Below are 25,181 nucleotides of genomic sequence, written 5' to 3' on the forward strand. Positions count from 1 at the left end.
CTCGTCCGCCGTGTCAGCCGTCGTGTCAGGTTGGTGTCCGTCGGGTGTCAGCGCGCCCGGCGAATGTGGTTCTCGCAGCCCCCACCGAGGGGGCCGCCGGAACCCACAGGAGAACACGATGCAGAACTTCGCCACCCCCGCCCCGATCACCACCGTCCTCGACCTGCAGGCCGGGCGGGTCCGGCTCGTCGCCGGCGACCGTGCGGACACCACCGTCGAGGTGCGGCCCGCCGATCCCGCCAAGCGCCGCGACGTCACGGCCGCCGAGCAGACCACCGTCACCTATGCCGACGGTGTCCTGCGGATTCACGCTCCGGAAGCGAAGAACCAGTACTTCGGCCCCTCCGGGTCGCTGGAGGTCACCGTCGAGCTGCCCGCCGGCTCGCGGGTCGAAGCCAAGGCCGCCAGCTGCGAACTCCGCGGTGTCGGGCGCCTCGGTGAGGTCGCCTTCGACGGCGCGTACCGCCGGATCAAGCTCGACCACGCCGCGAGCGTCCAGCTCACCGCGACCGATGGTGACGTCGAGGTCGGCCGGCTGGCGGGCTCCGCCGACATCAGCACCGCGCGGGGCGACATCCGCATCGCCGAAGCCGGGCCCGGCACCGTCACCCTGACCACCCAGGCCGGCAGCATCGAGGTGGGCGCCGCCGTCGGGGTCTCGGCCTCGCTGGACGCCGGCACCTCCTACGGCCGCATCAGCAACAGCCTCGCCAGCACCGGTGCCGCCGAGCTGCGCATCCAGGCCACCACCTCGCAGGGTGACATCGTCGCGCGCAGCCTCACGGCTCCGGCGGCGGGATGACCCGCAGGTCCCACACCGTGCGGAACGCGCTGATCGTCAGCCAGGCGAGCCGCGCGTTGACCGGGAAGAGCTGGCGCACCGACGCCAGCGCGTCGAACGACCCGTCTCCGGTGGCATCGCCGCGGTCGAGGTCCGCGCGGTCGAACGCCGGGCCGAAGACCTCGAGGACCGTGCCCAGGTAGTAGAGGTACCCGAGTGTCTCGACCTGGAGCCGCCGGAGGGGTTCGTCGTCGCCGGTGACCGGTGGGGTGGCCGCCGCTTCGACCAGGGCGGCCGGGTCGGCGGCCGCGTGTGCGTCGACGTGGCGGACCAGGTCGCCCACCTTGGCGTCGTCGTAACCGCCGCGGGCGACGATCGTGCGGAGGCCGGCCCGCTTGTCCGCCAGGTCGTCGGCCACCACCCGGCGGGCGACGTCGGCGAGCGGGCCGCCGCCGGAGATCACCTGGCGGGCGACGCGGATCAGTTCGCGCGGCAGGCCGCCGGACAGGCAGTGGCACAGGCAGACGAACGGGTCGGGCAGGCCGAGGACGCGCCGGGAGAGCACCTGCCGCGCGTCACCGAGCTTCAGGTACTCCACGCGGAAGATGACGTCGAAGGCGCTGTCGAAGGCGTCGCGCACCGGCAGCCCGCGCCGCTCGAAGGCGGCCAGCGCGTCCTCCGAAACCGAGACCAGGAAGAGAAAACCCGGGACGTCGAGGTTGAACAGCGCCTTGACCTCGTTGACGAAGTCCTGGGCCGCCTCCGGGGCGACGATCTTGTCCAGCTCGTCGAGGATGATCACCACCGACGGCGTCGCGATGCCGTCGAGCGGGGTGACGCCCCGGATCGTGGCGCGGAGGAACTCGCCGAAGCCGTGCACGATCTGCGGGTAGCTCCGCGGCTGCCGGGTCACTTCGTGCGTCCTGGTCACGCCGAGGTCGGCGCCCGCCGGCACGCCGACCTTCCCGGACCAGCCCGAGGTGTGCTTCTGCTGGAATTCGATGTCGCCGATCGCCCACTCGGCGCGGGCGCGCAGGGCTCGCAGGTCCCCGGGCGGCACCGGGGGCGCCGGCACGATCCGCGTGGGCACCACCGCCGGCCGCCGGCGTGAGGCGACGGCGAGCAGGCCGGCGGCGCCGAGCAGGCAGACGAGCGGCCACCAGATCGCGGTGAACCAGGCCGCGGGGTCGAACCGCGCGCCACGCGCCGCGAGCGACCCCGCCGCCCCGGCGGCCACCGCCGACACGATCACCGCGGCGTACGGCCAGGGGCGCCGCCAACGGGCCCGGCGCTCGGCCCACCGGCCGGGCCGCGCGTCCGCCGTGGCACGCCGCTCGTCGCAGAACTCGATCACCGCCGCGCAGGTGCGGGCGTAGAGGTGCAGGACGAATTCGCGGGCGTCGTACCGGACCGGGACGCTTTCGAGCACCGCGATGTGCGCGCGGCCGGGCGTGCTGAGCCGGCCCGCCTGGTAGGCCTCCAGCAGGGTGGACTTGCCCGCGCCGCGCGGGCCGGCCATCCCGACGGCGCCGCCGCCGATCCCCGCCATCAACGCCTTCAGCCGGTCCCCCGACGCCAGCGACGTCACCACCCGGTCGCCGGCGCGCATCTGCCCGAGCGCCCGGGGGTCGAGGACGCCGAGCGTCGTGCTGAAGGTGGGGTGCACCAGCTCGTTGAGGTGCTTCGTGACCTGCTGGCCGACCGTCTCCAGCGCGACGGCTTCCCACTCGTCCTCGGCGGCGGCGACGTTCTCTCGCAACACCTTCACCTGCTGTGTCCACTTGGGACTGCCGCGCCGGTCGGGGTCGAGGGACAGCGCCGCCGGCAGCAGCCCGGGGGTGAGGATGGCCGGTCCGGTGAGGAGCAGGACGAGCAGTGCGAGCACGTCCGCGACGGCGAACACCGCCCACTCCGGCAGCGGCAGGGGAACAGTCATGACGGCGAACGCCACTCCCGCCGCCAGGAAGGCGCCGAACAGCGAGCGCTGCCCGGCGGCCCGCGGCAGCTGCTCGTCCTGGGCGGAGTTCGAGTCCGGCAGGTAGAACATCAGCGCCAGGAAGAAGGCGACGCACCCCGCGACCACCCACAGCACGACGGCCAGGAACGTCCCCATCGCCTCCCGCGACGACGGCCACAGGCGCCACAGCAGCAACGCGTACGTCGTGGCCAACCCGCTCACGAACGGCCACCTGCCGCCGCCGACCGCCGGTTGGCCGCCGAACCGGACACCGATTCCGGCGACCAGCCGGCGGGCCGAAACGATCGTCAGGACAAAACCGGCGAGGAGGGCGAAAACGACCCCGGCCCAAGCGCCACCGGTCACCGGCAGCCGGCCGAGCTGCCAGAACAGCAGCGGGAAGAGCATGCCGAGCCAGAGGACGAACCCGAGCACGGCGTGCCCGGCGCGATCGTCCGGGTCCGGCAACCGGGTCACCCGCTCACGCGGCGACTCGAACCCGGCGAGCTTCTCCCGCGCGCCCCGCAGCACGGTGATCTGCGGGTTGGTCTCCTGGAGCACGAAGTCGCCGTTCGCGACCACGTGGGCGACGACGGCTTCGCGCAGATCCGGGCGCTCCGGTTCGGGCACCAGCTGCAGCCGGTCGGCGACGGGGTCGTCGAGCACCTGGCCCGCCAGCCGCGGGAGCCGTTCGCGCAGCTCGTCGAGCAGCGCGTCCTCCTCGTCGGGCTCGGCGCGGACGTCGGTCGGCGATGCGGGCGGCGCGGTCACGGACGGAGATCCTATCGACGACGGAGGGCGGCTCACCCGGCTTCGCCCCACACCGGCCGGAAGATCTGGCACGATCAGGCGATGGCCAGGACCCGGCGGATGCGCGGACTCGCGATGGTCGCCGCCCTGGTGCTGGTGCTCTCCGCCTGCACCGCCGGTTTCGACGGGCTCCGGTTGCGGATCGCCGCGGGTAATCCCGGTGGTGTCTACGACAAGCTCGCGCAGACGCTGGCCACCGCCTGGCAGGCGGGCCTGGACATCGACCGGCCGCAGGTGCTCCAGACCCAGGGCTCGCCCGACAACGTCGACAAGGTGCTCGGCGGGAAGGCCGAGGTCGCCTTCGTCGCCGCCGACGTCGCCTCCGACCGGTACAAGTCCGATCCGCGGATGGCCGCCCTCGCCCGGATCCACGACGACTACCTGCACATCGTCGTCCGCACCGACTCCGACATCCGGACGGTCGACCAGCTGAAGGGCCGGCGGATCGCGATCGGCTCGCCGGCTTCGGGGGTCGAGTACATCGCCGAGCGGCTGCTGCAGGTCACCGACCTCGCCGGGTCGGTCACCACCTCCACGCGCGGCCTCGACGAGTCCGTCCGGGCCCTGCTGAACGGCGACGTGGACGCCTTCTTCTGGTCCGGCGGCCTGCCGACGCCGTTCCTGGCCAACTACAACAACACGCGGTCGCTGCGCCTGCTCGACATCGCCGACGTGATGCCGAAGATGCAGGAGCTCAACCAGGTGTACGGCACCGCGTCCATCCCGGCCAGCACCTACAACCAGGCGGGCCCGGTGACCACGCTGCTGGTGCCGAACGTCCTGGTGGTCCCGAAGTCGATGCCCGACGACGTCGCCGAGGCGCTGGTCCGCGGCCTGTTCGACGCCCGGCCGCAGCTCGCCGCCGCCAACCCGGCGGCGCTGTCGATCGACGTGCACCCCGGCATCGAGACCCAGCCGATCCCGCTGCACCCCGGCGCACTCCGTTATTACCGCGCACAGAAGACCTAGGCGGCCGGGAACGTCATCGTGATCCGCAGGCCGCCGCCTTCGGGCAGGTCGAGCGTCAGCTCGCCGTCGGAATGCGCGGTCAGCTCGCTGACGATCGCCAGGCCCAGCCCCGAGCCGGGCACGTTCTGGTGGGCCGGGCTGCGCCAGAACCGGTCCAGCGCGCGGTCGAGCTCGTCGGGCCGCAGCCCCGGTCCGTGATCGCGGACGGACAGGCGCACCTGGTCGCCGTCGCGCTCGACGGCGATCCGGATCTCGGTGCCGGCCGCGGTGAACTTCAGCGCGTTGTCGAGCAGCGCGTCCAGGATCGTTTCGGCGCCGCGCGGCGGCAGGCGCACCCGGGCGCTGTCACCCGCGGTGTCGACGACCAGCCGCACGTCGCGGGCCTCGCCGACCACCGACCAGTCGGCCACCCGCTCGGCGACGGCCTCGTCCAGCACCACCGGGTCGAGCTCACCGCCGGACGCCTCGGCGCGCGCCATCGAAAGCAGGCCGTCGAGGATCTGGTGCAGCCGCCCGGCGTCGACCCGCGCGGCTTCGAGGTCGGCGGCCGCCGGCTCGTCGTCGACGTGGCCTTCGAGGTTGCCGAGCCGGATCTTCAACGCGGTCAGCGGGTTGCGCAGCTGGTGCGAGGCGTCGGCGACGAACGCGCGCTGCGCGGCCAGCGCGCCGGACACGCTTTCGGCCATCCGGTCGAAGGAGCGGCCGAGCTGCCGCAGCTCCGGCGGCCCGCCGCTCTCCCCCACCGGCTCGGCCTCCCGCCCGCTGACCACGGACGCCACCAGCGCGCCGGTCGCGTCGTCGAGCCGGTGCACCGGCCGCAGGATCCAGCGGACCACCGGGATCGCCACGGCCAGCGCGAGCACGAAGGCGAGGATCCCGCCCGCGGCGAGCAGCAGCCACCACCACAGCACGTCGGCGCGCTCGGCGCCGGTGTCGGACACGCTCAGCACCGCACCGCGCACCTCACCGTCGGCCAGCACCGGTTCGGCGAGCACCAGCGGCGTGTCGTCCCACGGCATCAGCACGGCGGCGGGCTCCGACCGGCGGCCGGCCAGCGCCTCGTGGACCGGGTCGCTGATCCGCTCGGCCTCGAGGTCGATCCGTGCGGCGCCCGGGCCGAGCGAGCTGGCCACCGGCTTGTTGTCCTGGTCGACGACGAGCACCTGGACGCCGTAGACCTCGGTGTAGCGGCGCAGGTCGGGCTCGAGCAGCCACGGCTTGTTGTCCAGCAGCGGCCGCTGCGCCAGCGACGCGAACCGCGCGGTGTCGGTCAGCCGGTCGAGGAACAGGTCCTGCTGGGCGCCGGCGGCGATCGTGGCGGCCAGCGGGATGCCGAGCCCGAACACCAGCAACGCGACCAGCGTCAGCACGATGCCCTGCAGCCGGACGCGCACGCCGTCAGCTCCGGGCTGCCTGGCCGCCGAGCCGGTAACCGACCCCGCGGACCGTCTCGATCAGCGCCGGGCGCCCCAGCTTCGTCCGCAGTGTCGCGACGTGGACGTCGAGCGAGCGGCTCTCCGCGGGCCCGCGGTGACCCCACACCTCGGTGAGCACGTGCTCACGCGAGCACACCGCGCCGCGTGCGCCCGCGACCAGCGCGAGCACCTGGAACTCCTTGCGGGACAACGCGATCGTCTGCCCGTCGACCAGGACCTCGTGCCGGGACAGGTCGACGCTGACGTCCCCGACCCGGATCACCACCGGCTCGGCCGTGGTGTGCTCGCCGCGGCGGCGGCGCACCGCTTCGACCCGGGCGAGCAGCTCCTCGACGTCGTAGGGCTTGACGAGGTAGTCGTCGGCGCCGGCACGCAGGCCCTGGATCCGGTCGTCGACCTCGCCGCGCGCCGACACGACGATGATCGCGACGTCACTGACCGCGCGGATCTGGCGGCACAGCGTCACGCCGTCGATGTCCGGCAGGCCGAGGTCGAGCAGGATGACGTCGACCTCGTGCACCCGGTCGAGCACCCCGGCGCCGGTGGCCAGCCGCGCGATCGCCAGGCCGCGGCGGGTCAGCGCCGGGATCAGCGCCCCCGCGACCCGGTCGTCGTCCTCCACCAGCAGCACCCGCACCCCGTCCACCCTCCCTGGTGACCTGCTTCACCCTCCGCGACGGTAGCGACGAACTCTAGGACGTCGCCACGGCGGCCGCACCGGACACCCGGACGGTTACCGTCCGTGACTTCGGCTCGACTAGGGTCACGATGGCATCAATACTCACCAAAAGGACATCGATACCCACTTGAAACCCTAAGTATTGCTCAAGCAGCCTTGCCAACCGGGAGAGCAACGGTAGGTTTCCGCCATCGCGTGGTGACCCACAACCCACTCGCCGGTACGAACCGACTCTGGAGGCCAGATGACCGCGGAGGTGGCGGCGCCGATGATCAAGGCGTCCGCCGTGAACAAGTACTTCGGCGACCTGCACGTGCTCAGGGAGATCACGCTCGAGGTGCCCCGCGGCCAGGTCGTGGTGGTGCTGGGCCCGTCGGGGTCGGGCAAGTCGACCCTCTGCCGGGCCATCAACCGGCTCGAGCCGATCAACTCGGGCGAGATCGCGGTCGACGGCGTGCCGCTGCCCGCCGAGGGCAAGGCCCTCGCGGCGTTGCGCGCCGACGTCGGCATGGTGTTCCAGTCGTTCAACCTGTTCGCGCACAAGACGATCGTCGAGAACGTCATGCTCGCGCCGGTGAAGGTCCGCAAGACCGGACAGGGCGACGCGCGCAAGACCGCGATGGAGCTGCTGGAGCGCGTCGGCATCGCCAACCAGGCCGACAAGTACCCCGCGCAGCTCTCGGGCGGCCAGCAGCAGCGTGTCGCCATCGCGCGGGCGCTCGCCATGCGGCCCAAGGTCATGCTGTTCGACGAGCCGACCTCGGCGCTGGACCCGGAGATGGTCCAGGAGGTGCTCGACGTCATGACCGGCCTGGCCAAGGACGGCATGACGATGCTCGTCGTCACGCACGAGATGGGCTTCGCCCGCCGGGCAGCCGATCGGGTGATCTTCATGGCCGACGGCGAGATCGTCGAGGACACGACGCCCGAAGAGTTCTTCACCGCGCCCAAGAGCGAGCGCGCGAAGGACTTCCTCGGCAAGATCTTGACCCACTGAGAACGTTCCGCGACGCCCTTCGCGTCCCGGGTGACGACACACAGGAGAGATTCACATGAGGATCCGCACCCTCGCGGTGGGACTGCTCGTAGGTGGTCTGACGCTGACCACCATGACCGCCTGCGGCAAGGAAGGCACCCCGGCCTCCCCGGGCGCGGGTGACCAGAGCGGCACGAACGCCGCCGCGCTGCCGACCTACCCGGTCGCGACCGGCGTCGACCTGGCCGGCTCCCCGGTGTTCGCGAAGATGAAGTCGGCCGGCGCGCTGACCGTCGGCGCGAAGGACGACCAGCCCGGCCTGGGCCAGAAGGACCCGACGACCGGCAAGTTCGGCGGCTTCGACATCGAGATCGCGAAGCTCGTCTCGGCCGGCCTCGGCTTCGACCCGGAGAAGATCACCTTCCGCACGGTCGACTCCGGCGCCCGTGAGCAGACGATCGCGAACGGCGACGTGAACTACTACGTCGGCACCTACTCGATCACCGACAAGCGCAAGGCGCTGGTCTCCTTCGCCGGGCCGTACTTCGTCGCCGGCCAGGACCTCCTGGTGCGCAAGGACGACACCTCGATCACCGGCAAGGACGCCCTCAAGGGCAAGAAGGTCTGCTCGGTCACGGGCTCGACCCCGATCCAGAAGGTCCGCTCGGAGAACCTGACCGAGCCGGGCAACATCGTCGAGTTCCAGAAGTACTCGCAGTGCGTCGAGAAGCTGCTGTCGAAGGACGTCGACGCGGTCACCACCGACGACGCGATCCTCAAGGGCTACGCGGCCCAGGACCCGGACAACCTGAAGGTCGTCGGCCAGACGTTCTCCACGGAGAAGTACGGCATCGGCCTGAACAAGGACGACAAGGTCCTGCGCGACAAGGTCAACGAGATCCTGCAGAAGGCGCTGGACGACGGCACCTGGGACAAGATCTACGCCGCGACGCTCGGCAAGTCCGGTTCGCCGTCGAAGAAGCCGACGCTCGAGAAGTACTGACGTGACACGAGGCCGGTGGGTCGGGGTTCTCCCCGGTCCACCGGCCTTCCCACATCCACCACCTGACACGGCCGCGGGGAAGGCTCCATGGACGTCCTGCTCAACAACCTGGACCTGTTCGGTCCGTTCTTTCTCCGCACGATCGAACTGTTCGTGCTCTCCGCCGTCGGCAGCCTGATCTGGGGCACGGTCCTGGCCATGCTGCGGGTGAGCCCGGTGCCGGTCTTCCGCGCCGTCGGCACGGCGTACGTGACGATCGCCCGGAACACGCCGCTCACGCTGGTGTTCGCGTTCTTCGTGTTCGCGTACCCGCTGCTCGACATCGTCAAGGTCGACTACTTCCCCGCCGCCGTGATCGCCCTGACCGTGTACACCTCGGCGTTCATCTGCGAGGTCGTGCGCTCGGGCATCAACACCGTGCCGGTCGGCCAGGCCGAAGCGGGACGGGCGCTGGGGCTGACGTTCGCCCAGATCCTCGGCCAGGTCGTGCTGCCGCAGGCGCTGCGGTCGGTCGTCCCGCCGCTGATCAGCACCCTGATCGCGCTGCTGAAGAACACCACGATCGCCGCCGGTTTCTCCGTCGCGGAGGCCGGCGCGATCCGCTCGTACCTGTCCGAACGCGGTGACAACCAGCTGATCGGCCTGCTGTGGGTGGCCCTCGGCTTCATCATCCTGGTCACCGTGCTGTCGTTCGTCCAACGCAGCCTGGAGAAGCGCTGGAGCGTGGCCCGATGAGCAACGTCCTGTTCGACGTCCCCGGACCCAAGGCCCGGCTGCGGTACCGGACCTACGCGGTCATCGGGACCGTCGTCGTCCTCGCCTTCCTCGCCTACATCGGGTGGCGCTTCTACGACAGCGGCCAGTTCACCGCCCGCAAGTGGGAGTGGCTGCAGTACTCGCAGGTCCAGGAGGACCTGGCCAACGCGGTGCTCCAGACGCTCGAGGCGTTCGCGGCTGCGGCGGTGCTCGCGCTGATCTTCGGCGCGATCTTCGCGGCCGGGCGGCTGTCCGACCACGCGTGGATCCGCGGGATCGCCGGGTTCGTCGTGGAGTTCTTCCGCGCCATCCCCGCCCTGATCCTGATGTTCCTGTTCTACTTCGGCCTGCCGACGGTCGGCGTGCCGATGACGCCGTTCCTCGGTGTGGTCTTCGGCCTGACGCTGTACAACGGCTCGGTGCTCGCCGAGATCTTCCGCGCGGGCATCCAGTCGCTGCCGAAGGGCCAGAGCGAAGCCGCGTACGCCCTGGGCATGCGCAAGACGCAGGTGATGTTCCTGGTGCTGCTGCCCCAGGCGATCCGCGCGATGCTGCCGACGATCATCAGCCAGCTGGTCGTGCTGCTGAAGGACACCGCGCTCGGCTTCATCATCACGTTCCAGGAGCTGCTGTACTACGCGCGCTACATCGGCTCGCAGGGCACGTTCGGCCGCCCGATCGTGCCGTCGACGATCGTGGCGACCGGCATCTACGTCGTGATGTGCCTGCTGCTGACGGCGCTGGCGACGTACCTGGAGCGGCGCAACCGGCGCAACAAGAAGGTCGTGGGCACACCCCCGGCCGCGGGCGAGGCAGCTCTCGTCTCCGCCGCCTGAGTCACCCGTTCGAGGCCCCCGGGATCCGTCCCGGGGGCCTTGTCCTGTTCCGGGGTCTCCCCTAGCGTCGGGCCCATGGGTGTCGCACTGGTGACCGGGAGTTCACGAGGGCTGGGCCGGACCATCGCCCGGCGGTTGGCCCGCGACGGGTTCGCCGTGGCGGTGAACGCGCTGCACGACGATCCCGACCTCAAGACCGCGGCCGAAGAGGTCCTCGCCGAGGGCGGCCGGGGCGCCGCCTTCGCCGCCGACGTCACCGACCGGCGCCAGGTCGGCGACCTGGTCGACGCGGTGACGGCGCTGCTGGGCCCGATCACCGTCCTGGTCGTCAACGCGACGGGCCCGCAGCCGGACGTCTTCCTGTCCGATGTGGACTGGCCGGACCACCTGGGGCACCTGGACTTCTTCGTGCGTTCGCCGGTGCTGCTCGGCCACGCGGTGCTCCCGGGCATGCGCGCCCGCGGGTACGGCCGCATCGTCCACATCGACTCGGAGGTCGCGGACCGCCCGCCACCCGGCCGCTCGGCGTACGCGACGGCCAAGGCGGCCCAGGTCGGCCTGGCCCGCGCGTGGGCCCGCGAGCTGGCCCCGGAAGGCATCACGGTCAACACGGTGGCGCCGGGCTTCGTCCCGGTGGAGCGCCACGCGGACGTCCCGGAGGCGGAACGCGCGGCCTATCTGGCCGGGGTGCCGGTGGGCCGGCTGGGCACGCCCGAGGACGTGGCCGCGGCGGTGAGCTTCTTCGCGTCGAAGGACGCGGGTTTCGTCACGGGCCAGCGGCTGCTGGTGGACGGCGGTCGCGCCCTCGGTTGACCTGCAGCACCACCAGCACACCGAGGATCAGCACCAGGGCCAGCGTCAACGCCGTCCACATCGCGACGTGCAGCTGCAGCAGCCCGCCGGCTAGCGCGCCCACCAGCATCGCGCCCACCGCCGCCACCTTCCGGACCGGATGCGCCCCCTGACCACCGGCCGCCTTGGAATCCGCCGCGAAGCCCGTCAGCGTCATCGTCAGCACCGTCGTCGTCAGGTCGGGCGCGCCGATGCGGCGGACCGCCGCGTTCTGCAGGCCCATCGCCAGGCCCAGCACCACGATCAGCAGCTCGCTGCCCAGCCGGGTGCCACTGCCCAGCGTCGCGGACAGCACCACCGCCACCGCGACCAACGCCGCCTGGACCGCCGTCGCCTGGCGGAGGGTGTCGTATTCGTCTTCACTGCGGGCCAGCCGGCCGCCGGCGAGGGCGCCCGCCAGGAACGCCAGCACCGCCGTCAGCGACGCGAGCACCGACAACGTCGTCTCCCCCGCCGCCGCGAACCCGAGGAACACGACGTTGCCGGTCATGTTCGCCACGAACACCCGGCCCAGTCCGAGGAAGCTGACCGCGTCGACCACGCCGGTCACCACCGTCAGCGTCAGCAGCAGCGCGGCCAGGTCCCGCGGCTTCGTCTCAGCCATGCGCGCAGTCAACCACCCGGCGGGTCAGCTCGCGGTCTCCGAGCGCGTCGGTGCTGTCGACGAACTGGTCGATCGCCCCGACGGGTGACGGCCGGCCGATGAGCAGCGGCGCCACGAACCGCTCGGCGTGGATCACCTGGAACGGCCGGTCGTAATACCTGCTGGTTCGCGGGTCGACCGGATCGGTGAGGCCGAGCTCGTTGTGCAGCCCGGCGACCGTTTCGTACGCGGCCACGAGGTGCCGCTCGCGGTCGTGCCAGTTCGTCGCCGCGAGGGCGCCGGTCAAGGACGGCGTCAGACCGGGGGCCGCGGGCAGCCGGGCGAACGCGCTGCCGAGCCACTTGGCGTACGGCGGGTACCGGCGCGCCATCAGCAGGCACAGCCGCATCAGGTCCCGGACGAGCCGCGCCGCGACGACCGCCGACCCCAGCTCGTCGCCCGCTTCGCCGCACCGGCCGACAAACGCCTCCTCCTGGCCGATGCGCTGCCACTGGCACGCCAGGACGTACCGCCAGACGTCGCCGGGATACCAGGCGACGCGCTGCCGGAGCGTCTCGAGCCCGAGGTCGTCGTGGAAGACCGCGCCGCCGGTGAACTCGGCGAAGACCTGCGTCGGCGTGGCGAGCCAGTCGCGCACGGCCGGCCGCCGCGGATCGAACCCGAGCGTGCCGTGCACCCAGTCGTCGAGCCTTGCGACGATCACCTTCGTCGGGTGCCCGAGGAACGTGCCCGGCACCTCCGGCGCGCGGACCTCGGGCAGGAAGAGGAAAACCCGCGCGGTCCAGTCGTGGTCGGTCGAGCGTTCGGTGTCGAAGCCGAGGACCTCGGAGCCCGGCCCGAGCAACGCGGCGCTGTGCGGCTCGCCGACCCGCGGGGCGACCACTTCGGTGTAGAAGCGGCGGCTCAGTTCGATTCCGGAAACGAACGTCATGGCCGCCATTCTGGCTTACTAACACGCGAAGCGCGCTTCATTATGCGAAGCTGCTTCGCAGCGCTTCGCGAGCGGAATCCGTTGTCACACAGGCAGAACAGTGACCTCCTTGCGGTGAATCCCTGCGCGGCATGGGGCGTTTTGTCGGGGGTCCCCTCTAGCGTGCGGGCATGACCGAAAAGAGCACCGTGCGGACGCGGGAAATGGCTGTGGAGCTGAAGTCCCAACGTGAACTGAAGCAGATGACCCTGCGCGAGGTGGCCCGGCGCGCGGACTGGTCGGCGTCGAAGGTGTCGGCCTGGGAGAACGGCCGCCGCATCTCGCCGATCGACGCCGCGATCTACCTCGCCCACTGCGGCACGAAGGCCGCCGAACGCGCGCGGCTCCTGGAACTCACCAAACCCCCGGGTGACCTGTACTGGGTACGGCCCTACTTCGACAAGCTCGTCGACCCGATGAAGTCCCTCATCATCCAGGAAAACCTCGCCGGCGCGATGGTGTACTACAGCCCGGCCGCCATCCCCGGCATGCTGCAGACGGAGGACTACGTCCGCACCTGCTTCGAACTCACGGGGCGGTACACCACCGACCGGCTGGGCGTGCTGACCCGGGCTCGCGTGGACCGGCAGCAGCTGCTGCAACGCCGGGAGCCACCGAAGTGCACCTTCTTCTTGCACGAGCGCGCTTTGCGGTCGGCCGTCGGCAGCCCGCAGCTCATGCAGGAACAGCTTCAGAACCTCGTGCTCACCACGAACCTGCCGCACTGCGTCATCCGGGTGGTTCCCGAGTCGGATCCCACGTTCCGCGTGCTCAGCACGACGTTCACGGTCATGGAGTTTCCCGAGCATCCACCGGTGGTCTACGAAGAGACCTACACCGCCGGGTTGTTCGTGGACGACCGCATCGCGGTGGAGGCGTTCTACCTCCTCGTCACACGCCTGGAACAGGCGGCCCTTTCCGAGGGACAATCGCGGGAGTGGCTCGTCCGGTCCGCGGACGAGTACGAACGCATGAGGGAGTGATCCATGGCGCCCCGCGATCGGACCTGGTTCAAGAGCAGCCACAGCGAAGGGCAGGAACACCAGACCTGCGTGGAGGTGGCGCTCACCCCGGACACCACGGCGGTCCGCGACTCCAAGGCGCCCGGTGCCGGGCACCTCACCGTCCCCCACCCCGCGTGGAGCGCGTTGCTCAGTTCCCTGCGCTGACGCCGACCCGCTTCCCGTCGTGCCAGACCGCCCGGACCCGGCCGGGCAGGTCGGTCACGTCGAGATCCGGGCCGTCGAGCAGCACCAGGTCCGCGCGCAGGCCCGGCTCGATGCGGCCGCGGTCGTCGTCGAGGCGCAGCAACCGTGCGGCTTCGCTGGTGGCCGCCTTCAAGGCGGCCGCGTCCCCGAGCACGGCGGCCAGCAACCGCAGCTCGGTCGTCAAGTCGACATGGGGACGCGGAGCCAGGTCCGAGCCGGCGGCGATCCGGACACCCGCCTCGGCGGCGAGCCGCACCGAACGCCGGTGCGCCTCGGCGAACTCGCTGGTGGTGATCGGCGACAGCGTCGGCACGTACCAGGCGTCGCCGAGCGCGGCCACGGCGTTGTCGTCGAGGAAGGTGCCGTGCTCGATGCTGCGCGCCCCGGCGCGGGCCGCCGAGACGACCGCGGCGGACGTGTGTGCGTGCGCCAGGACGTCGCGGCCGCAGCGGCGGGCCTCGTCGACCAGCGCGGCGAGCTCGTCGTCGGTCGGGCGCACGTCCGCACCCTCGCGCACCGCCCGCATCGCGCCGCTCGCGCCGACCTTGATCCAGTCGGCCCCCGCGCGCACCATCCGGCGGACCGCCGCACGGGCGGCGTCCGGCCCGTCGAACAGCGGGTCCGGCAGCGACGGGTCACCGAAGTGGTCAACAGCGCCCGCGGGCGGCTCCCAGCTGTCGCCGAGCCCGCCGGTCGGGCCCAGCTGACGCAGGCTGACCAGCAGGTCGGGCCCGGTGATCCAGCCCGACCGCAGCGCGTGCTTGAGGCCGGCGTCGGCGCCCCAGGCGTCGCGGACGGTGGTGATCCCGCGCGCCAGCAATCCGCGCAGCACCGGCACTGCTTCGAGCACCCGCGCACTGCGTGGCAACGGTTCGGGCCGCGGGAACGCGACGTGCACGTGGCAGTCGATGAGCCCGGGGATCAGCAGGCCGCCCGAGCAGTCGACCCGGTCACCGTCCAGGCGCGGGCCGACCTCGGTGATCCGGTCACCGTTCAGGCGGACATCCGCGCGTTCCGCGTCGCCGGTCTCGGGGTCGAAGACGAGGGCGCCGGCCAGCACCGTCACGCCAGTTCTCCGCCGCGCACGAACCCGGCGACTTTGTTGACCAACCCGGTGATCCGGCTGACGAGAGGCAGGTCGTCGGCCGCGGACGGCGGCAGCAGCTCGATCTCCATGCCCTCACTCTGGCACGGGCGAAAAAGACGCTCGCGAACCGGCTTGAGCGCGGTTCGCGAGCGTCAGGTGGAAAGTCCTACTTGTCGCGGCGGAAGAGCTTGTTGCCCAGCCACACGATGGGGTCGTACTTGCGATCGGCGACGCGCTCCTTCATCGGGATGAGCGCGTTGTCGGTGATGTGGATGCCTTCCGGGCAGACCTCGCTGCAGCACTTGGTGATGTTGCAGTAGCCGAGGCCGTGCTCCTCCTGGGCCGCGTCACGGCGATCCGCGACGTCGAGCGGGTGCATCTCCAGTTCGGCGATGCGCATCAGGTACCGCGGCCCGGCGAAGGACTCCTTGTTCTCCTCGTGGTCGCGCACCACGTGGCAGGTGTTCTGGCACAGGAAGCACTCGATGCACTTGCGGAACTCCTGCGAACGCTCGACGTCCACCTGCTGCATCCGGTACTCACCGGGCTTCAGGTCCGCCGGCGGCGTGAACGACGGGATCTCCCGCGCCTTCGTGTAGTTGAAGGACACGTCCGTGACGAGGTCGCGGATCACGGGGAACGTCCGCATCGGCGTCACCGTGATCACCTCTTCCTCGGTGAAGGTCGACATCCGCGTCATGCACAGCAGGCGCGGCTTGCCGTTGATCTCCGCCGAGCACGAGCCGCACTTGCCCGCCTTGCAGTTCCAGCGCACGGCGAGGTCCGACGCCTGGGTGGCCTGCAGCCGGTGGATGATGTCGAGGACGACCTCGCCCTCGTTCACCTCCACCGTGAAGTCCTGCAGCTCGCCGCCCGTGTCGTCGCCGCGCCAGACCCGGAAACTCGCCTTGTAGCTCATGCCTTGCTCCCGGGGTGCGCCTCGAGCTCGTCGTCGGTGTAGTACTTCCCGAGCTCGCCGAACTCGAACAGCTCCAGCAGGTCCTGCCGCAGCGGCAGCTGCTCCTTCACCACCACGCCGATGTCCGGGACGACCGGGTTGTCGCCCGGCGACGACGAGCACACCAGCAGCTTGTGCCGCCACTCGGCGTCCATGCCCGGGAAGTCGTCCCGCGTGTGCCCGCCCCGGCTCTCCGTCCGCGTCAGCGCGGCCTTCGCGACACATTCGCTGACCATCAGCATGTTCCGCAGGTCGATCGCGAGGTGCCAGCCGGGGTTGAACTGCCGGTGTCCCTCCACGGTGACGCGCAGGATCCGCTGCCGCAGCTCGCCCAGCTTCTCCAGCGCCTGCTCGATCTCCCCGGCCTTGCGGATGATACCGACCAGGTCGTTCATCGACTGCTGCAGCTCGGTGTGCAGGGTGTACGGGTTCTCGGCCGACGCGCCCTCGGGCGGGTCGAACGGCGCGAGCGCCATCTTCGCCGCCGCGTCCACATCGGACTGCGCGGCCGCGGGCCGCTCGGCCAGGCCGTCCACGTACTCGGCGGCGCCGAGCCCGGCACGGCGGCCGAACACCAGCAGGTCCGACAGCGAGTTGCCGCCGAGCCGGTTGGAGCCGTGCATACCGCCCGAGCACTCGCCGGCTGCGAACAGGCCGGGCACGCTCGCCGCCGCCGTGTCCGGGTCGACCTCGATGCCGCCCATGACGTAGTGGCAGGTCGGGCCGACCTCCATCGGCTCCGCGGTGATGTCGACGTCCGCCAGCTCCTTGAACTGGTGGTACATCGACGGCAGCCGCTTCTTGATCTCCTCGGTCGGCAGCCGGCTCGCGATGTCGAGGAACACGCCGCCGTGCGGGGAGCCGCGCCCCTCCTTGACCTCGGAGTTGATCGCGCGGGCCACTTCGTCGCGGGGCAGCAGGTCCGGCGTGCGCCGGTTGTTGTCCGCGTCGGCGTACCAGCGGTCGGCTTCCTCTTCGCTTTCGGCGTACTGGCCCTTGAAGACCTCGGGCACGTACTCGAACATGAACCGCTTGCCTTCGGAGTTCTTCAGCACCCCGCCGTCACCACGCACACCCTCGGTGACGAGGATGCCCTTGACGCTCGGCGGCCAGACCATGCCGGTCGGGTGGAACTGGACGAACTCCATGTTGATCAGCTTCGCGCCCGCCCGCAGGGCCAGCGCGTGGCCGTCGCCGGTGTACTCCCACGAGTTCGACGTCACCTTGAACGACTTGCCGATGCCGCCCGTGGCGAGCACTACGGCGGGCGCGTCGAAGAGGATGAACCGGCCGCTCTCGCGCCAGTAGCCGAACGCGCCGGCGATGGCGCCGTCGGTGGTGAGCAGCTCGGTGACCGTGCACTCGGCGAAGACCTTGATCTTCGCCTCGTAGTCGCCGGTCTCGGCGAAGTCTTCCTGCTGCAGTGAAACGATCTTCTGCTGCATCGTGCGGATGAGCTCGAGCCCGGTACGGTCACCGACGTGCGCCAGCCGCGGGTAGGTGTGCCCGCCGAAGTTGCGCTGGCTGATCCGGCCGTCGGCGGTGCGGTCGAACAGCGCGCCGTAGGTCTCCAGCTCCCAAACGCGGTCGGGCGCCTCCTTGGCGTGCAGCTCGGCCATCCGCCAGTTGTTGAGGAACTTCCCGCCGCGCATGGTGTCGCGGAAGTGGACCTGCCAGTTGTCGTTCGAGTTCGCGTTGCCCATCGACGCCGCGCACCCGCCCTCGGCCATCACCGTGTGCGCCTTGCCGAACAGGGACTTGCACACGACGGCCACGCGGAAACCGCGCTCGCGGGCTTCGATCACGGCGCGCAGACCAGCGCCACCGGCACCGATCACCACCACGTCGTAGCTGTGGCGTTCGACCTCGGTCATAAAAGAATTCCACCTCGGAACTGGGGACGTCGTTGTCGGGAGAGAGCTGCGTCAGTTCACGAATCTCAGGTCCGTGATGGCCCCGCTGGCCACGAGCATGACGTAGAAGTCGGTCAGCACCAGCGTGCCGAGCGTCGTCCAGGCCAGCGCCATGTGGCGGGTGTTGAGCTTCGTGACCTGCGTCCAGATCCAGTACCGCACCGGATGCTTCGAGAAGTGCTTCAGCCTGCCCCCGGTCACGTGCCGGCACGAGTGGCAGGAAAGCGTGTACGCCCACAGCAGGACCACGTTGACGAGCAGGACGATGTTGCCCAGCCCGAACCCGAAGCCGCCGGTCTTCCCGTGGAACGCGGTGATCGCGTCGTAGGTGTTGACCAGCGAGACGACCAGCGCCACGTAGAAGAAGTAGCGGTGGACGTTCTGGATGATCAGCGGCAGCCGCGTCTCACCGGTGTACTTCGCCTTCGGTTCCGCGACCGCGCAGGCGGGCGGGGAGAACCACACGGCCCGGTAGTAGGCCTTGCGGTAGTAGTAGCAGGTCAGGCGGAACCCGAGCAGGAACGGCAGCACGACGAAGCCGAGCGGGATGAACCCCGGCAGGTCGCCGAACCAGTGGCCGAAGTGGCTCGAGCCCTCGACGCAGGACGTGGACAGGCAGGGTGAGTAGAACGGCGTCAGGTAGTGGTAGTCGGGCACCCAGTACGCGGTGCGCACGAACGACCGGACCGTCGCGTAGATGATGAACGCGGACAGCCCGAGCACGGTCAGCAGCGGCTGGAGCCACCACCGGTCCGTGCGGAGGGTGCGCTCGGCGATCCGGGCCCGCCTGGGGGACCGGACGCCGGTGCCGACGCCGTTGTCAGCGGGTGCGCTCACCGCTGGTCGCGCTTGTAGCCGCCGACGCCTTCGTCATCGGCGCCGTGCCAGAGCGCCGGGTCGTAGGGGGTGTCGGGAACTTGGACCCGCTCCGCGGCCTTCGCCTGCGCCGGCACGGCGGGCGGCGTGCTGTCGAGGTCCGCGGTGTCGATGTCGAGGCGCTCCACGTCGTTGGCGAGCCGGCGGACCGCCGAGGCGTCGCCGTAACGCGAGCGCAGTGCGCCGACGCACTGCCTGAGCTGGCCGATGGTTCGCCGCAGCTCGGCGATCTCGGAGGTGGACATCATTCCTCCCGGTGGTGGTGGGGCTGGCAGGGAGCCGGCCGGGCGATCGCTCGCCCCTACGGCTTTGCCACGCGTCGTGCAGTGTGACAACTAGCACACTAACGGTACCGGGGGTGATCGGGGTCACGCGGGTGGATCTTCTGAATCGATTTTGATTCGGCGTTTTCCCGAGGTACTGTGGCCAGTGTCACGACCCAGAGGCGCCAGCGCTGCCGTCCCGCGGACCACCACACACCAGTGATCCGGAGCCGGACATGAGCCCCACTCCCGCCACGCTGCACCCCGTCGTCGCCGAAGTCACCGCCCGCATCGCCGCGCGCAGTGCCGCGACCCGCACCAGCTACCTCGACCGCACGGCCGCCGCGCACGCGGAAGGCCCGGTCCGCCGCGGTCTCGCGTGCAGCAACCTCGCCCACGGTTTCGCCGCCATGGAAAGCGCCGACAAGGAGGCGCTGCGGGCCGCGCGCGCCCCCGGCGTCGCGATCGTTTCCTCCTACAACGACATGCTCTCGGCGCACCAGCCGATGCAGGAGTACCCGGCCTGGCTGAAGAAGTCGGTGCGCTCCGCCGGGGGTGTCGCCCAGTTCGCCGGCGGTGTCCCCGCGATGTGCGACGGCATCACCCAGGGCCGTGCGGGCATGGAGCTGTCGCTGTTCAGCCGCGAGGTCATCGCGATGTCGACGGCGATCGCGTTGTCCCACGACATGTTCGACGCCTCGCTGCTGCTGGGCGTCTGCGACAAGATCGTGCCGGGCCTGCTGATCGGCGCGCTGTCCTTCGGGCACCTGCCGGCGATCCTGATTCCGGCCGGGCCGATGAACTCCGGGCTGCCGAACAAGGAGAAGGCGCGCGTCCGCCAGCTGTACGCCGAGGGCCTCGCAACGCGCGAAGACCTTCTCGACGCCGAAGCGGCGTCGTACCACTCGGCCGGCACCTGCACCTTTTACGGCACCGCCAACTCCAACCAGATGGTCGTCGAGGTGATGGGCCTGCACCTGCCCGGCGCCAGCTTCGTCCAGCCCGGTTCGGCGTTGCGTCAGGCACTGACCGAAGAGGCCGGACGGCGGGTCGTCGCGATCTCGCGCGGCGAGGAATACACGCCGGTCTCGCGGATCCTCGACGAGAAGGCGTTCGTGAACGGCGTCATCGCGCTGCTCGCCACGGGCGGGTCGACCAACCACACGATGCACCTGGTCGCCGTCGCCGCGGCCGCCGGCATCCAGCTGACCTGGGACGACTTCTCCGACCTCTCGGCCGTGGTGCCGCTGCTGGCGCGCGTCTACCCGAACGGCAGCGCCGACATCAACCACTTCCACGCCGCCGGCGGCATCCAGTTCCTGGTCGGCACGCTGCTCGACGCCGGGCTGCTGCACGAGGACGTGCACACGGTCGCCGGGTTCGGGCTGCACCGCTACCGCGCCGAGCCGATCCTGTCCGACGGCGAGCTGGTCTGGCGCGACGTGCCGACCCGCAGCCTCGACGAGGAGGTGCTGCGCCCGGCGTGGCGGCCCTTCGCCGCGGACGGCGGGCTGCGGATGGTCGAGGGCAACCTCGGCCGCGCGGTGGTCAAGGTGTCCGCGGTGGCGCCCGAGCACCGGGTCGTCCAGGCGCCGGCCCGGGTGTTCACGACGCAGGAGGCGTTCACCGCCGCGTTCGAGGCGGGCGAGCTGGACCGTGACGTCGTCGTGGTGATCCGGCAGCAGGGCCCGCGGGCCAACGGCATGCCGGAGCTGCACGGCCTGACGCCGGCGCTGGGCGTCTTGATGGACCGCGGACACGCCGTCGCACTGCTCACCGACGGCCGGATGTCGGGCGCTTCGGGCAAGATCCCGGCCGCCATCCAGGTGACACCGGAAGCCGCGGCGGGCGGCCCGATCGCCCGCGTCGCGGACGGCGACGTCATCCGGCTCGACGCGTCCACCGGCAGCCTCGACGTGCTGGTCGGTGACGAAGAACTCGCCCTCCGTGAACTTGTGGACTCACCGCCGTCCGAAGCATCCTGGACCGGCACCGGCCGAGAGCTGTTCGCCGCGTTGCGCCGTGCCGTCGGCCCCGCCGACCAGGGCGCTTCCGTGTTCGGCGGTTTGACTCCGGAGCACTTCGGAACGCCCGCTTTCGCAACCCAGGAGGTCGGTCAGTGACCACCGGTCAGGACCTGCTCGAGCTGTCCCCCGTGATGCCCGTCGTGGTGATCGACGACGCCGACGACGCGGTGCCCACGGCGCGGGCCCTGCTCGCCGGCGGGATCGGGGTCATCGAGCTGACCTTGCGCACCCCGGCGGCCCTGTCCGCGATCGAGCGTGTCGCGGCGGAGGTGCCGGACATCGTCATCGGCGCCGGCACCGTCACCTCCCCGGGCCAGGCCAAGCAGGCGGCCGACGCCGGGGCGAAGTTCCTCGTCACGCCGGGCTGCACGGACGCGGTCCTCGACGCGTGCATCGAGTCGGGGCTGCCGTTCCTGCCGGGCGCGAGCACGGTGTCCGAGGCGATGCGGCTGGCCGAACGCGGGCTGTCGGCGCTGAAGTTCTTCCCGGCGGAGGCGGCCGGCGGTGTCGGGTACCTGAAGTCGATCGCGGGCCCGTTGCCGTCGCTCAAGTTCTGCCCGACCGGCGGGATCACGGTGGCTTCGGCGCCTTCCTACCTGGCACTGCCGAACGTCGGCTGCATCGGCGGTTCCTGGCTGACGCCGAAGTCCGCGATCACCGCTCGCGATTTTGCGGCCATCGAGGCGCTGGCCGCGGAAGCCGCGAAGCTGTAGCGGAAATCACCCGCGGAATTCCCGCGCCCGAACGGCGGAACGGGCGTCCGGATTCCGGGAGCACCGTTCCCACGCGCTGGAACGGTGCTCCGAGAGGGTGTGGCGGCCGTCATGAAAACCCGCCATTCGCCGCCACTGTTCCACTGAATGGGGCAACAGGCCTCACGGTCGGTGATTCACCACCTGTTATCGTCCCTCCTCGCTATTTCCAGCGAGGAGAATCCGTGTCCCTGACCAGTGTGGTCGCCCCCAGTCCTGCCCCCGAGACCGTCGCCGCACTCGTCGGTGACCGCCTTTCCCTGTCCGCGCTCCACCAGCTGGGCGGCACCCTCGGGGGTTATTCCTTCGTCAAGGTCGTCGTGGACCGCGAGCGGTCGGTCATCCACTTCCTGAACGACGCGCGCCATTCCTTTCACGCGATCTATATCGGCGAAGAGATCCTCGGCGTCCCCGAAGAACGCGTGCGCGCGGAGATCGATTCGTACAACGACGCCTTCTACCACGCGCCGGACCGCCGGTTCCTGCTCGGCATTCTCGCCCGGCACGACCAGATGCTTTCCCTGGAGACCGTCGAGGTCGACACGATGCCGGCCGAGCTGATCCGCGAGTTCCACGCCTTCGTCGCGCAGTACGTCGACCCGGCGCTGCCACTGGTGTTCAAGCCGGCCAACCAGCGGCAGGAGCGGCTCGTCCGGGAGATCCCGGCGGCCGAGCTGCCCCGCGTGTTCGCACACGAGCTGTTCTCGACGGCGCCGTTCGTCGCGCTGAACCCCGGCACGGCCACCGGCCGGCTGCGCGTGTTCCGCACCGAGGCCGAGTACCGGGCCGCCACGCTGGACTGGTCGGACATCATCGTGATGGATCGTGTGCCCGACGACATCCCGCGGCTGGCCGGCATCGTCAACGCCCGGCACACCACACCGTTGTCACACACCAACGTGCTGGCGACCGGCTGGCAGATCCCGAACGCCGTCCAGCTCGGCGCGCTGGCCGAGATCGATCGCCGCGACCTCGACGGCAAGTGGGTCGAGTACACGGTCGACGCCCAGGAACTCACGCTGCGGGAGGTCGACGAGCCGGCCGGGACGACACCGCCGTCCTGGTACGCCCAGCGCGTCACGCTCGAGCAGCCCGAAGCCGACCACAGCCCGATCGTGAACCTCGCGCGGCTGCGCGCGTCCGACCGGTACCGCTACGGCACCAAGGCGGCGAACCTCGGCGAGCTGCACCACGTCCTGGCCCACGGTTCGCAGCGGCTGCTCGGCTTCTACCAGGTGCCGCGGCCGCCGCGGGAGAACCTGCTGCCGCACCTGGCCCAGCTGCTGGGCGTCTCCGCCGCGTCCTCCGTGACCGACCTCGCCGAGGCGGCCCGCCGGCTGCTCGACGAGCGCGTCCGCGTGCCGCGTGGCATCGCCCTGCCGTTCTCGCTGCAGCGGCGGTTCCTCGAGTCGTCGCCGCGGATCCAGCAGGCCATCGGCAAGCTGAAGATGGCGCTGGAGCTGGACGCGCGGGAGATCGAGCCACTGTGCGTCGAGCTGCAGAGCCTGATCCGGTCGGCGCGGATGCCGGGCGCGCTGGCCGGCGAGATCGACTCCGCGCTGGTGTCCCAGCTGGCCGGCGTGCGGACGTTCGTCGTGCGGAGCTCGTCGAACGCCGAAGACCTGGCCGGGTTTTCGGCCGCCGGCATCTACGAGTCGCTCAACCACGTCACCACCGCCGAACGGATCTTCGCCAGTGTCAAGGAGGTCTGGGCTTCGCTGGTATCGGTGCGCAGTGTCCGCCTGCGGCGGCAGGCCGGGATCTCCCTCGACGAGTGCTACATGGGCGTGGTGATCCAGGAGCAGGTCGCGGCCGACTTCGGCGGTGTGCTGGTGACGACGAACCCGATGAACCGCGCGGACTTCCGCACGGTGTACGTCAACGTGTCGCCGAAGGTCACCGACGTCGTCGACGGCTCGGCCCTGCCGATGCAGTACCTGTACTCGACGGTCGAGGGCGGCGGCCGCACGGTGTCCCTCGGCGACGCGGCCGCGGACCTCGACGAGCGGGCCCACGAGCAGCTGCAGCGGCTCGCCGTCGCCGGCCGCCTGCTGCAGGGGCACTTTTCGCCCGACTACACCTTCGGCTCGCCGGTGGACATCGAATGGCTCGCCGACCGCGACCACGTCCACATCGTGCAGCTGCGCCCCTACTCGGCCTGACCTTCTTCCGGGAGACACCACCATGCTGGGCTTTCGCCTGCCCGAAAAACCGGCCGTGCAGCGCACCGTCCGGCTGACCTACGGGTTCCAGTTCTTCTTCGGCCTGCTGCTGTGGGTGCCGATCTTCTACCAGTACCAGAAGCTCGCCGGGCTCTCCGACGGGGAGATCTTCGGCATCCAGAGCATCTACTACGTCGTGTTCTGCCTGCTGGAGATCCCGACCGGGTTGATCGCCGACCGGTTCGACTACCGCGCGTCCCTCGCGGCCGGCGCCGGTGTGCTGGTGACGGCGAACCTGGTGCCGGTGCTTTCCGGCTCGTACACCGGGTTCCTGGTGCACTTCATCCTGATCGCGCTGGCCCGTTCACTCGTCTCCGGCGCGCAAAGCGCGTACCTGTACGAGTACCTGCACGCTCGCGGCGCAGGCGAGCACTACCTCCGGGTCGAAGGGGTCGGCCGCGCGTACAGCTTGATCGGCAAGATCGTGTACTGGCCGGTGATCGGCCTGCTGATGACGTGGAACCTCCCTTCCCCGTACTGGCTGACGGCGATCAACGCCGGGGTGGCCCTGGCGTTCGCGCTGAAGCTCCCGGCGATCCCCGGCGGCCGCCGAGTCAAGGACAAGACGGCCTCGCTGCTCGCGGGAGTCGGCGGCGCGCTGTCGGCACTGCGGTCGTCGCGGTGGCTGTTGCTGCTGATGGTGCAGGGTGTCGCGATGTTTACGCTGGTGCGGATCTGCCAGGTGAACCTGTTCCAGCCGATCCTCGAGTCGAAGTCGCTCTCGGTGAACTGGTACGGCGCGGTGCTGGCCGCGATGACGGTCTTCGAGGCACTGGGCGCCGCCCGCCCCCACCGGCTGCGCCGCGCGATCGGCCCGGTGGGTTCGGTGTTCACGCTGACGATCGTGATGGCGGTGTGCCTCGGGGTGATCGTGGTGACCGGCTCCTTCGCGACAGTGGTGCTGCTGTGCGTCTTCGCGGTGGCGACGGGTATTTCGTTCCCGGTCCAGAAGCAGCTGCTGAACGACTCCATCCCGGACTCCCGGTACCGCGCGACCCTGCTGTCGATGGAGTCCATTGTGGACCGGGCGGTGTGCGCGCTGGTCGCGGTGGCGCTGGGCGCGTACCTCTCGGCCGGGCAGCTCGACGAGTTCCTGGTGCTGTCGGCCGTGGTCACCTGCGTGGTGATGGGGTTGCTCGCGGTGCTGCTGCTCGCGGTCCGCAAGTACCGCTCGGACCGCCGGGCGCCGGCCGCGCGAGAGCCGGTGTCGACCGGCTCCGCGTGACGTCCGGCCGGTGCTAGCACC

Annotated in this window: 23 protein-coding genes; 13 read left to right on the forward strand and 10 right to left on the reverse strand. The window is 70.7% G+C overall.

The features are described 5' to 3' along the window. The first annotated feature begins 118 nt into the window (after positions 1-118). On the forward strand, positions 119-802 hold the full coding sequence (locus tag ACIA5G_RS18555) for a DUF4097 family beta strand repeat-containing protein (protein ID WP_395924553.1): 684 nt from the start codon (positions 119-121) through the stop codon (positions 800-802). Here the strand turns inward: ACIA5G_RS18555 and ACIA5G_RS18560 are convergent. Then, positions 780-3,509, reverse strand: a complete 2,730-nt coding sequence (locus ACIA5G_RS18560; RefSeq protein WP_395924555.1) for a transcriptional regulator — start codon at positions 3,507-3,509, stop codon at positions 780-782. The two genes, ACIA5G_RS18555 and ACIA5G_RS18560, sit on opposite strands and share 23 nt — an antisense overlap. A gap of 81 nt (positions 3,510-3,590) precedes the next feature. Here ACIA5G_RS18560 and ACIA5G_RS18565 point away from each other — a divergent pair, with 81 nt between their 5' ends. Further along, positions 3,591-4,517, forward strand: a complete 927-nt coding sequence (locus ACIA5G_RS18565) for a TAXI family TRAP transporter solute-binding subunit (RefSeq protein WP_395924557.1) — start codon at positions 3,591-3,593, stop codon at positions 4,515-4,517. Here the strand turns inward: ACIA5G_RS18565 and ACIA5G_RS18570 are convergent. Together ACIA5G_RS18570 and ACIA5G_RS18575 are read right to left on the reverse strand one after the other, a co-directional pair. After that, entirely contained in the window at positions 4,514-5,911 is a 1,398-nt protein-coding gene (locus ACIA5G_RS18570) for a sensor histidine kinase (protein WP_395924559.1), read from the reverse strand. The two genes, ACIA5G_RS18565 and ACIA5G_RS18570, sit on opposite strands and share 4 nt — an antisense overlap. Before the next feature lie 4 nt (positions 5,912-5,915). After that, entirely contained in the window at positions 5,916-6,590 is a 675-nt protein-coding gene (locus ACIA5G_RS18575) for a response regulator transcription factor (RefSeq protein WP_395924561.1), read from the reverse strand. 310 nt (positions 6,591-6,900) lie between these two features. On the opposite strand from ACIA5G_RS18575, the gene ACIA5G_RS18580 reads away from it, so the two are divergent. The 5 genes from ACIA5G_RS18580 to ACIA5G_RS18600 all read left to right on the forward strand — a co-directional run bounded on the left by ACIA5G_RS18580 (position 6,901) and on the right by ACIA5G_RS18600 (position 11,016). After that, positions 6,901-7,629 carry an amino acid ABC transporter ATP-binding protein gene (locus ACIA5G_RS18580; protein ID WP_395924947.1) on the forward strand — a complete coding sequence of 243 codons (729 nt, stop codon included), beginning with the start codon at positions 6,901-6,903 and terminating at the stop codon, positions 7,627-7,629. A 55-nt stretch (positions 7,630-7,684) separates the two neighbouring features. Further along, positions 7,685-8,611 carry a glutamate ABC transporter substrate-binding protein gene (locus ACIA5G_RS18585; RefSeq protein ID WP_395924563.1) on the forward strand — a complete coding sequence of 309 codons (927 nt, stop codon included), beginning with the start codon at positions 7,685-7,687 and terminating at the stop codon, positions 8,609-8,611. Between the two features lie 87 nt (positions 8,612-8,698). Continuing rightward, positions 8,699-9,346: an amino acid ABC transporter permease gene (locus tag ACIA5G_RS18590; RefSeq protein WP_395924565.1), complete on the forward strand. Its 648-nt coding sequence runs from the start codon at positions 8,699-8,701 to the stop codon at positions 9,344-9,346. Then, positions 9,343-10,203 (forward strand): amino acid ABC transporter permease, encoded by an 861-nt coding sequence (locus ACIA5G_RS18595; protein WP_395924567.1) that lies wholly within the window; start codon positions 9,343-9,345, stop codon positions 10,201-10,203. The genes ACIA5G_RS18590 and ACIA5G_RS18595 overlap by 4 nt, the downstream gene beginning before the upstream one ends. A gap of 75 nt (positions 10,204-10,278) precedes the next feature. Further along, positions 10,279-11,016: an SDR family NAD(P)-dependent oxidoreductase gene (locus ACIA5G_RS18600; protein WP_395924569.1), complete on the forward strand. Its 738-nt coding sequence runs from the start codon at positions 10,279-10,281 to the stop codon at positions 11,014-11,016. Here the strand turns inward: ACIA5G_RS18600 and ACIA5G_RS18605 are convergent. Beyond that, a complete protein-coding gene (locus tag ACIA5G_RS18605) occupies positions 10,970-11,659 on the reverse strand; it encodes a YoaK family protein (protein ID WP_395924571.1) in 690 nt (229 codons plus the stop codon). The two genes, ACIA5G_RS18600 and ACIA5G_RS18605, sit on opposite strands and share 47 nt — an antisense overlap. Continuing rightward, the gene (locus tag ACIA5G_RS18610; RefSeq protein WP_395924573.1) at positions 11,652-12,590 is read right to left on the reverse strand and encodes a DUF4037 domain-containing protein; all 939 of its coding nucleotides are present in this window, start codon (positions 12,588-12,590) and stop codon (positions 11,652-11,654) included. The genes ACIA5G_RS18605 and ACIA5G_RS18610 overlap by 8 nt, the downstream gene beginning before the upstream one ends. 170 nt (positions 12,591-12,760) lie before the next feature. Here ACIA5G_RS18610 and ACIA5G_RS18615 point away from each other — a divergent pair, with 170 nt between their 5' ends. Further along, complete coding sequence (locus ACIA5G_RS18615) at positions 12,761-13,612, forward strand: helix-turn-helix domain-containing protein (protein WP_395924575.1); 852 nt, start codon at positions 12,761-12,763, stop codon at positions 13,610-13,612. Between the two features lie 3 nt (positions 13,613-13,615). Beyond that, positions 13,616-13,798, forward strand: a complete 183-nt coding sequence (locus ACIA5G_RS18620; RefSeq protein WP_395924577.1) for a DUF397 domain-containing protein — start codon at positions 13,616-13,618, stop codon at positions 13,796-13,798. On the opposite strand, the gene ACIA5G_RS18625 is transcribed toward ACIA5G_RS18620, so the two are convergent. From ACIA5G_RS18625 to ACIA5G_RS18645, 5 genes are all read right to left on the reverse strand, one after another. Continuing rightward, positions 13,782-14,903, reverse strand: a complete 1,122-nt coding sequence (locus ACIA5G_RS18625) for an amidohydrolase family protein (RefSeq protein ID WP_395924579.1) — start codon at positions 14,901-14,903, stop codon at positions 13,782-13,784. The genes ACIA5G_RS18620 and ACIA5G_RS18625 overlap by 17 nt on opposite strands. 187 nt (positions 14,904-15,090) lie before the next feature. Beyond that, a complete protein-coding gene (locus ACIA5G_RS18630) occupies positions 15,091-15,843 on the reverse strand; it encodes a succinate dehydrogenase/fumarate reductase iron-sulfur subunit (protein ID WP_372668660.1) in 753 nt (250 codons plus the stop codon). Then, entirely contained in the window at positions 15,840-17,756 is a 1,917-nt protein-coding gene (locus ACIA5G_RS18635) for a fumarate reductase/succinate dehydrogenase flavoprotein subunit (protein ID WP_395924581.1), read from the reverse strand. The genes ACIA5G_RS18630 and ACIA5G_RS18635 overlap by 4 nt, the downstream gene beginning before the upstream one ends. 51 nt (positions 17,757-17,807) lie before the next feature. Next, positions 17,808-18,632, reverse strand: a complete 825-nt coding sequence (locus ACIA5G_RS18640; protein WP_395924583.1) for a hypothetical protein — start codon at positions 18,630-18,632, stop codon at positions 17,808-17,810. After that, a complete protein-coding gene (locus ACIA5G_RS18645; RefSeq protein ID WP_395924585.1) occupies positions 18,629-18,916 on the reverse strand; it encodes a hypothetical protein in 288 nt (95 codons plus the stop codon). The genes ACIA5G_RS18640 and ACIA5G_RS18645 overlap by 4 nt, the downstream gene beginning before the upstream one ends. A gap of 254 nt (positions 18,917-19,170) precedes the next feature. Here ACIA5G_RS18645 and edd point away from each other — a divergent pair, with 254 nt between their 5' ends. The 4 genes from edd to ACIA5G_RS18665 all read left to right on the forward strand — a co-directional run bounded on the left by edd (position 19,171) and on the right by ACIA5G_RS18665 (position 25,160). Beyond that, positions 19,171-21,057 (forward strand): phosphogluconate dehydratase, encoded by a 1,887-nt coding sequence (gene edd / locus ACIA5G_RS18650; RefSeq protein ID WP_395924587.1) that lies wholly within the window; start codon positions 19,171-19,173, stop codon positions 21,055-21,057. Continuing rightward, entirely contained in the window at positions 21,054-21,674 is a 621-nt protein-coding gene (gene eda / locus ACIA5G_RS18655) for a bifunctional 4-hydroxy-2-oxoglutarate aldolase/2-dehydro-3-deoxy-phosphogluconate aldolase (RefSeq protein ID WP_395924589.1), read from the forward strand. The genes edd and eda overlap by 4 nt, the downstream gene beginning before the upstream one ends. A 224-nt stretch (positions 21,675-21,898) precedes the next feature. Then, complete coding sequence (locus ACIA5G_RS18660) at positions 21,899-23,875, forward strand: PEP/pyruvate-binding domain-containing protein (RefSeq protein WP_395924591.1); 1,977 nt, start codon at positions 21,899-21,901, stop codon at positions 23,873-23,875. A 22-nt stretch (positions 23,876-23,897) separates the two neighbouring features. Further along, the gene (locus ACIA5G_RS18665) at positions 23,898-25,160 is read left to right on the forward strand and encodes an MFS transporter (protein ID WP_395924593.1); all 1,263 of its coding nucleotides are present in this window, start codon (positions 23,898-23,900) and stop codon (positions 25,158-25,160) included. Positions 25,161-25,181 lie beyond the last annotated feature (21 nt).

It is taken from the genome of Amycolatopsis sp. NPDC051758 (assembly GCF_044453095.1).
Taxonomy (GTDB): Bacteria; Actinomycetota; Actinomycetes; order Mycobacteriales; family Pseudonocardiaceae; genus Amycolatopsis.

Bases quoted from the DNA above. Each gene is read 5' to 3' on its own strand.
- ACIA5G_RS18555 (WP_395924553.1), top strand. From the start codon at position 119: ATGCAGAACTTCGCCACCCCCGCCCCGATCACCACCGTCCTCGACCTG.
- ACIA5G_RS18565 (WP_395924557.1), top strand. From the start codon at position 3,591: ATGGCCAGGACCCGGCGGATGCGCGGACTCGCGATGGTCGCCGCCCTG.
- ACIA5G_RS18580 (WP_395924947.1), top strand. From the start codon at position 6,901: ATGATCAAGGCGTCCGCCGTGAACAAGTACTTCGGCGACCTGCACGTG.
- ACIA5G_RS18585 (WP_395924563.1), top strand. From the start codon at position 7,685: ATGAGGATCCGCACCCTCGCGGTGGGACTGCTCGTAGGTGGTCTGACG.
- ACIA5G_RS18590 (WP_395924565.1), top strand. From the start codon at position 8,699: ATGGACGTCCTGCTCAACAACCTGGACCTGTTCGGTCCGTTCTTTCTC.
- ACIA5G_RS18595 (WP_395924567.1), top strand. From the start codon at position 9,343: ATGAGCAACGTCCTGTTCGACGTCCCCGGACCCAAGGCCCGGCTGCGG.
- ACIA5G_RS18600 (WP_395924569.1), top strand. From the start codon at position 10,279: ATGGGTGTCGCACTGGTGACCGGGAGTTCACGAGGGCTGGGCCGGACC.
- ACIA5G_RS18605 (WP_395924571.1), bottom strand. From the start codon at position 11,659: ATGGCTGAGACGAAGCCGCGGGACCTGGCCGCGCTGCTGCTGACGCTG.
- ACIA5G_RS18610 (WP_395924573.1), bottom strand. From the start codon at position 12,590: ATGACGTTCGTTTCCGGAATCGAACTGAGCCGCCGCTTCTACACCGAA.
- ACIA5G_RS18615 (WP_395924575.1), top strand. From the start codon at position 12,761: ATGACCGAAAAGAGCACCGTGCGGACGCGGGAAATGGCTGTGGAGCTG.
- ACIA5G_RS18620 (WP_395924577.1), top strand. From the start codon at position 13,616: ATGGCGCCCCGCGATCGGACCTGGTTCAAGAGCAGCCACAGCGAAGGG.
- ACIA5G_RS18630 (WP_372668660.1), bottom strand. From the start codon at position 15,843: ATGAGCTACAAGGCGAGTTTCCGGGTCTGGCGCGGCGACGACACGGGC.
- ACIA5G_RS18635 (WP_395924581.1), bottom strand. From the start codon at position 17,756: ATGACCGAGGTCGAACGCCACAGCTACGACGTGGTGGTGATCGGTGCC.
- ACIA5G_RS18645 (WP_395924585.1), bottom strand. From the start codon at position 18,916: ATGTCCACCTCCGAGATCGCCGAGCTGCGGCGAACCATCGGCCAGCTC.
- edd (WP_395924587.1), top strand. From the start codon at position 19,171: ATGAGCCCCACTCCCGCCACGCTGCACCCCGTCGTCGCCGAAGTCACC.
- ACIA5G_RS18665 (WP_395924593.1), top strand. From the start codon at position 23,898: ATGCTGGGCTTTCGCCTGCCCGAAAAACCGGCCGTGCAGCGCACCGTC.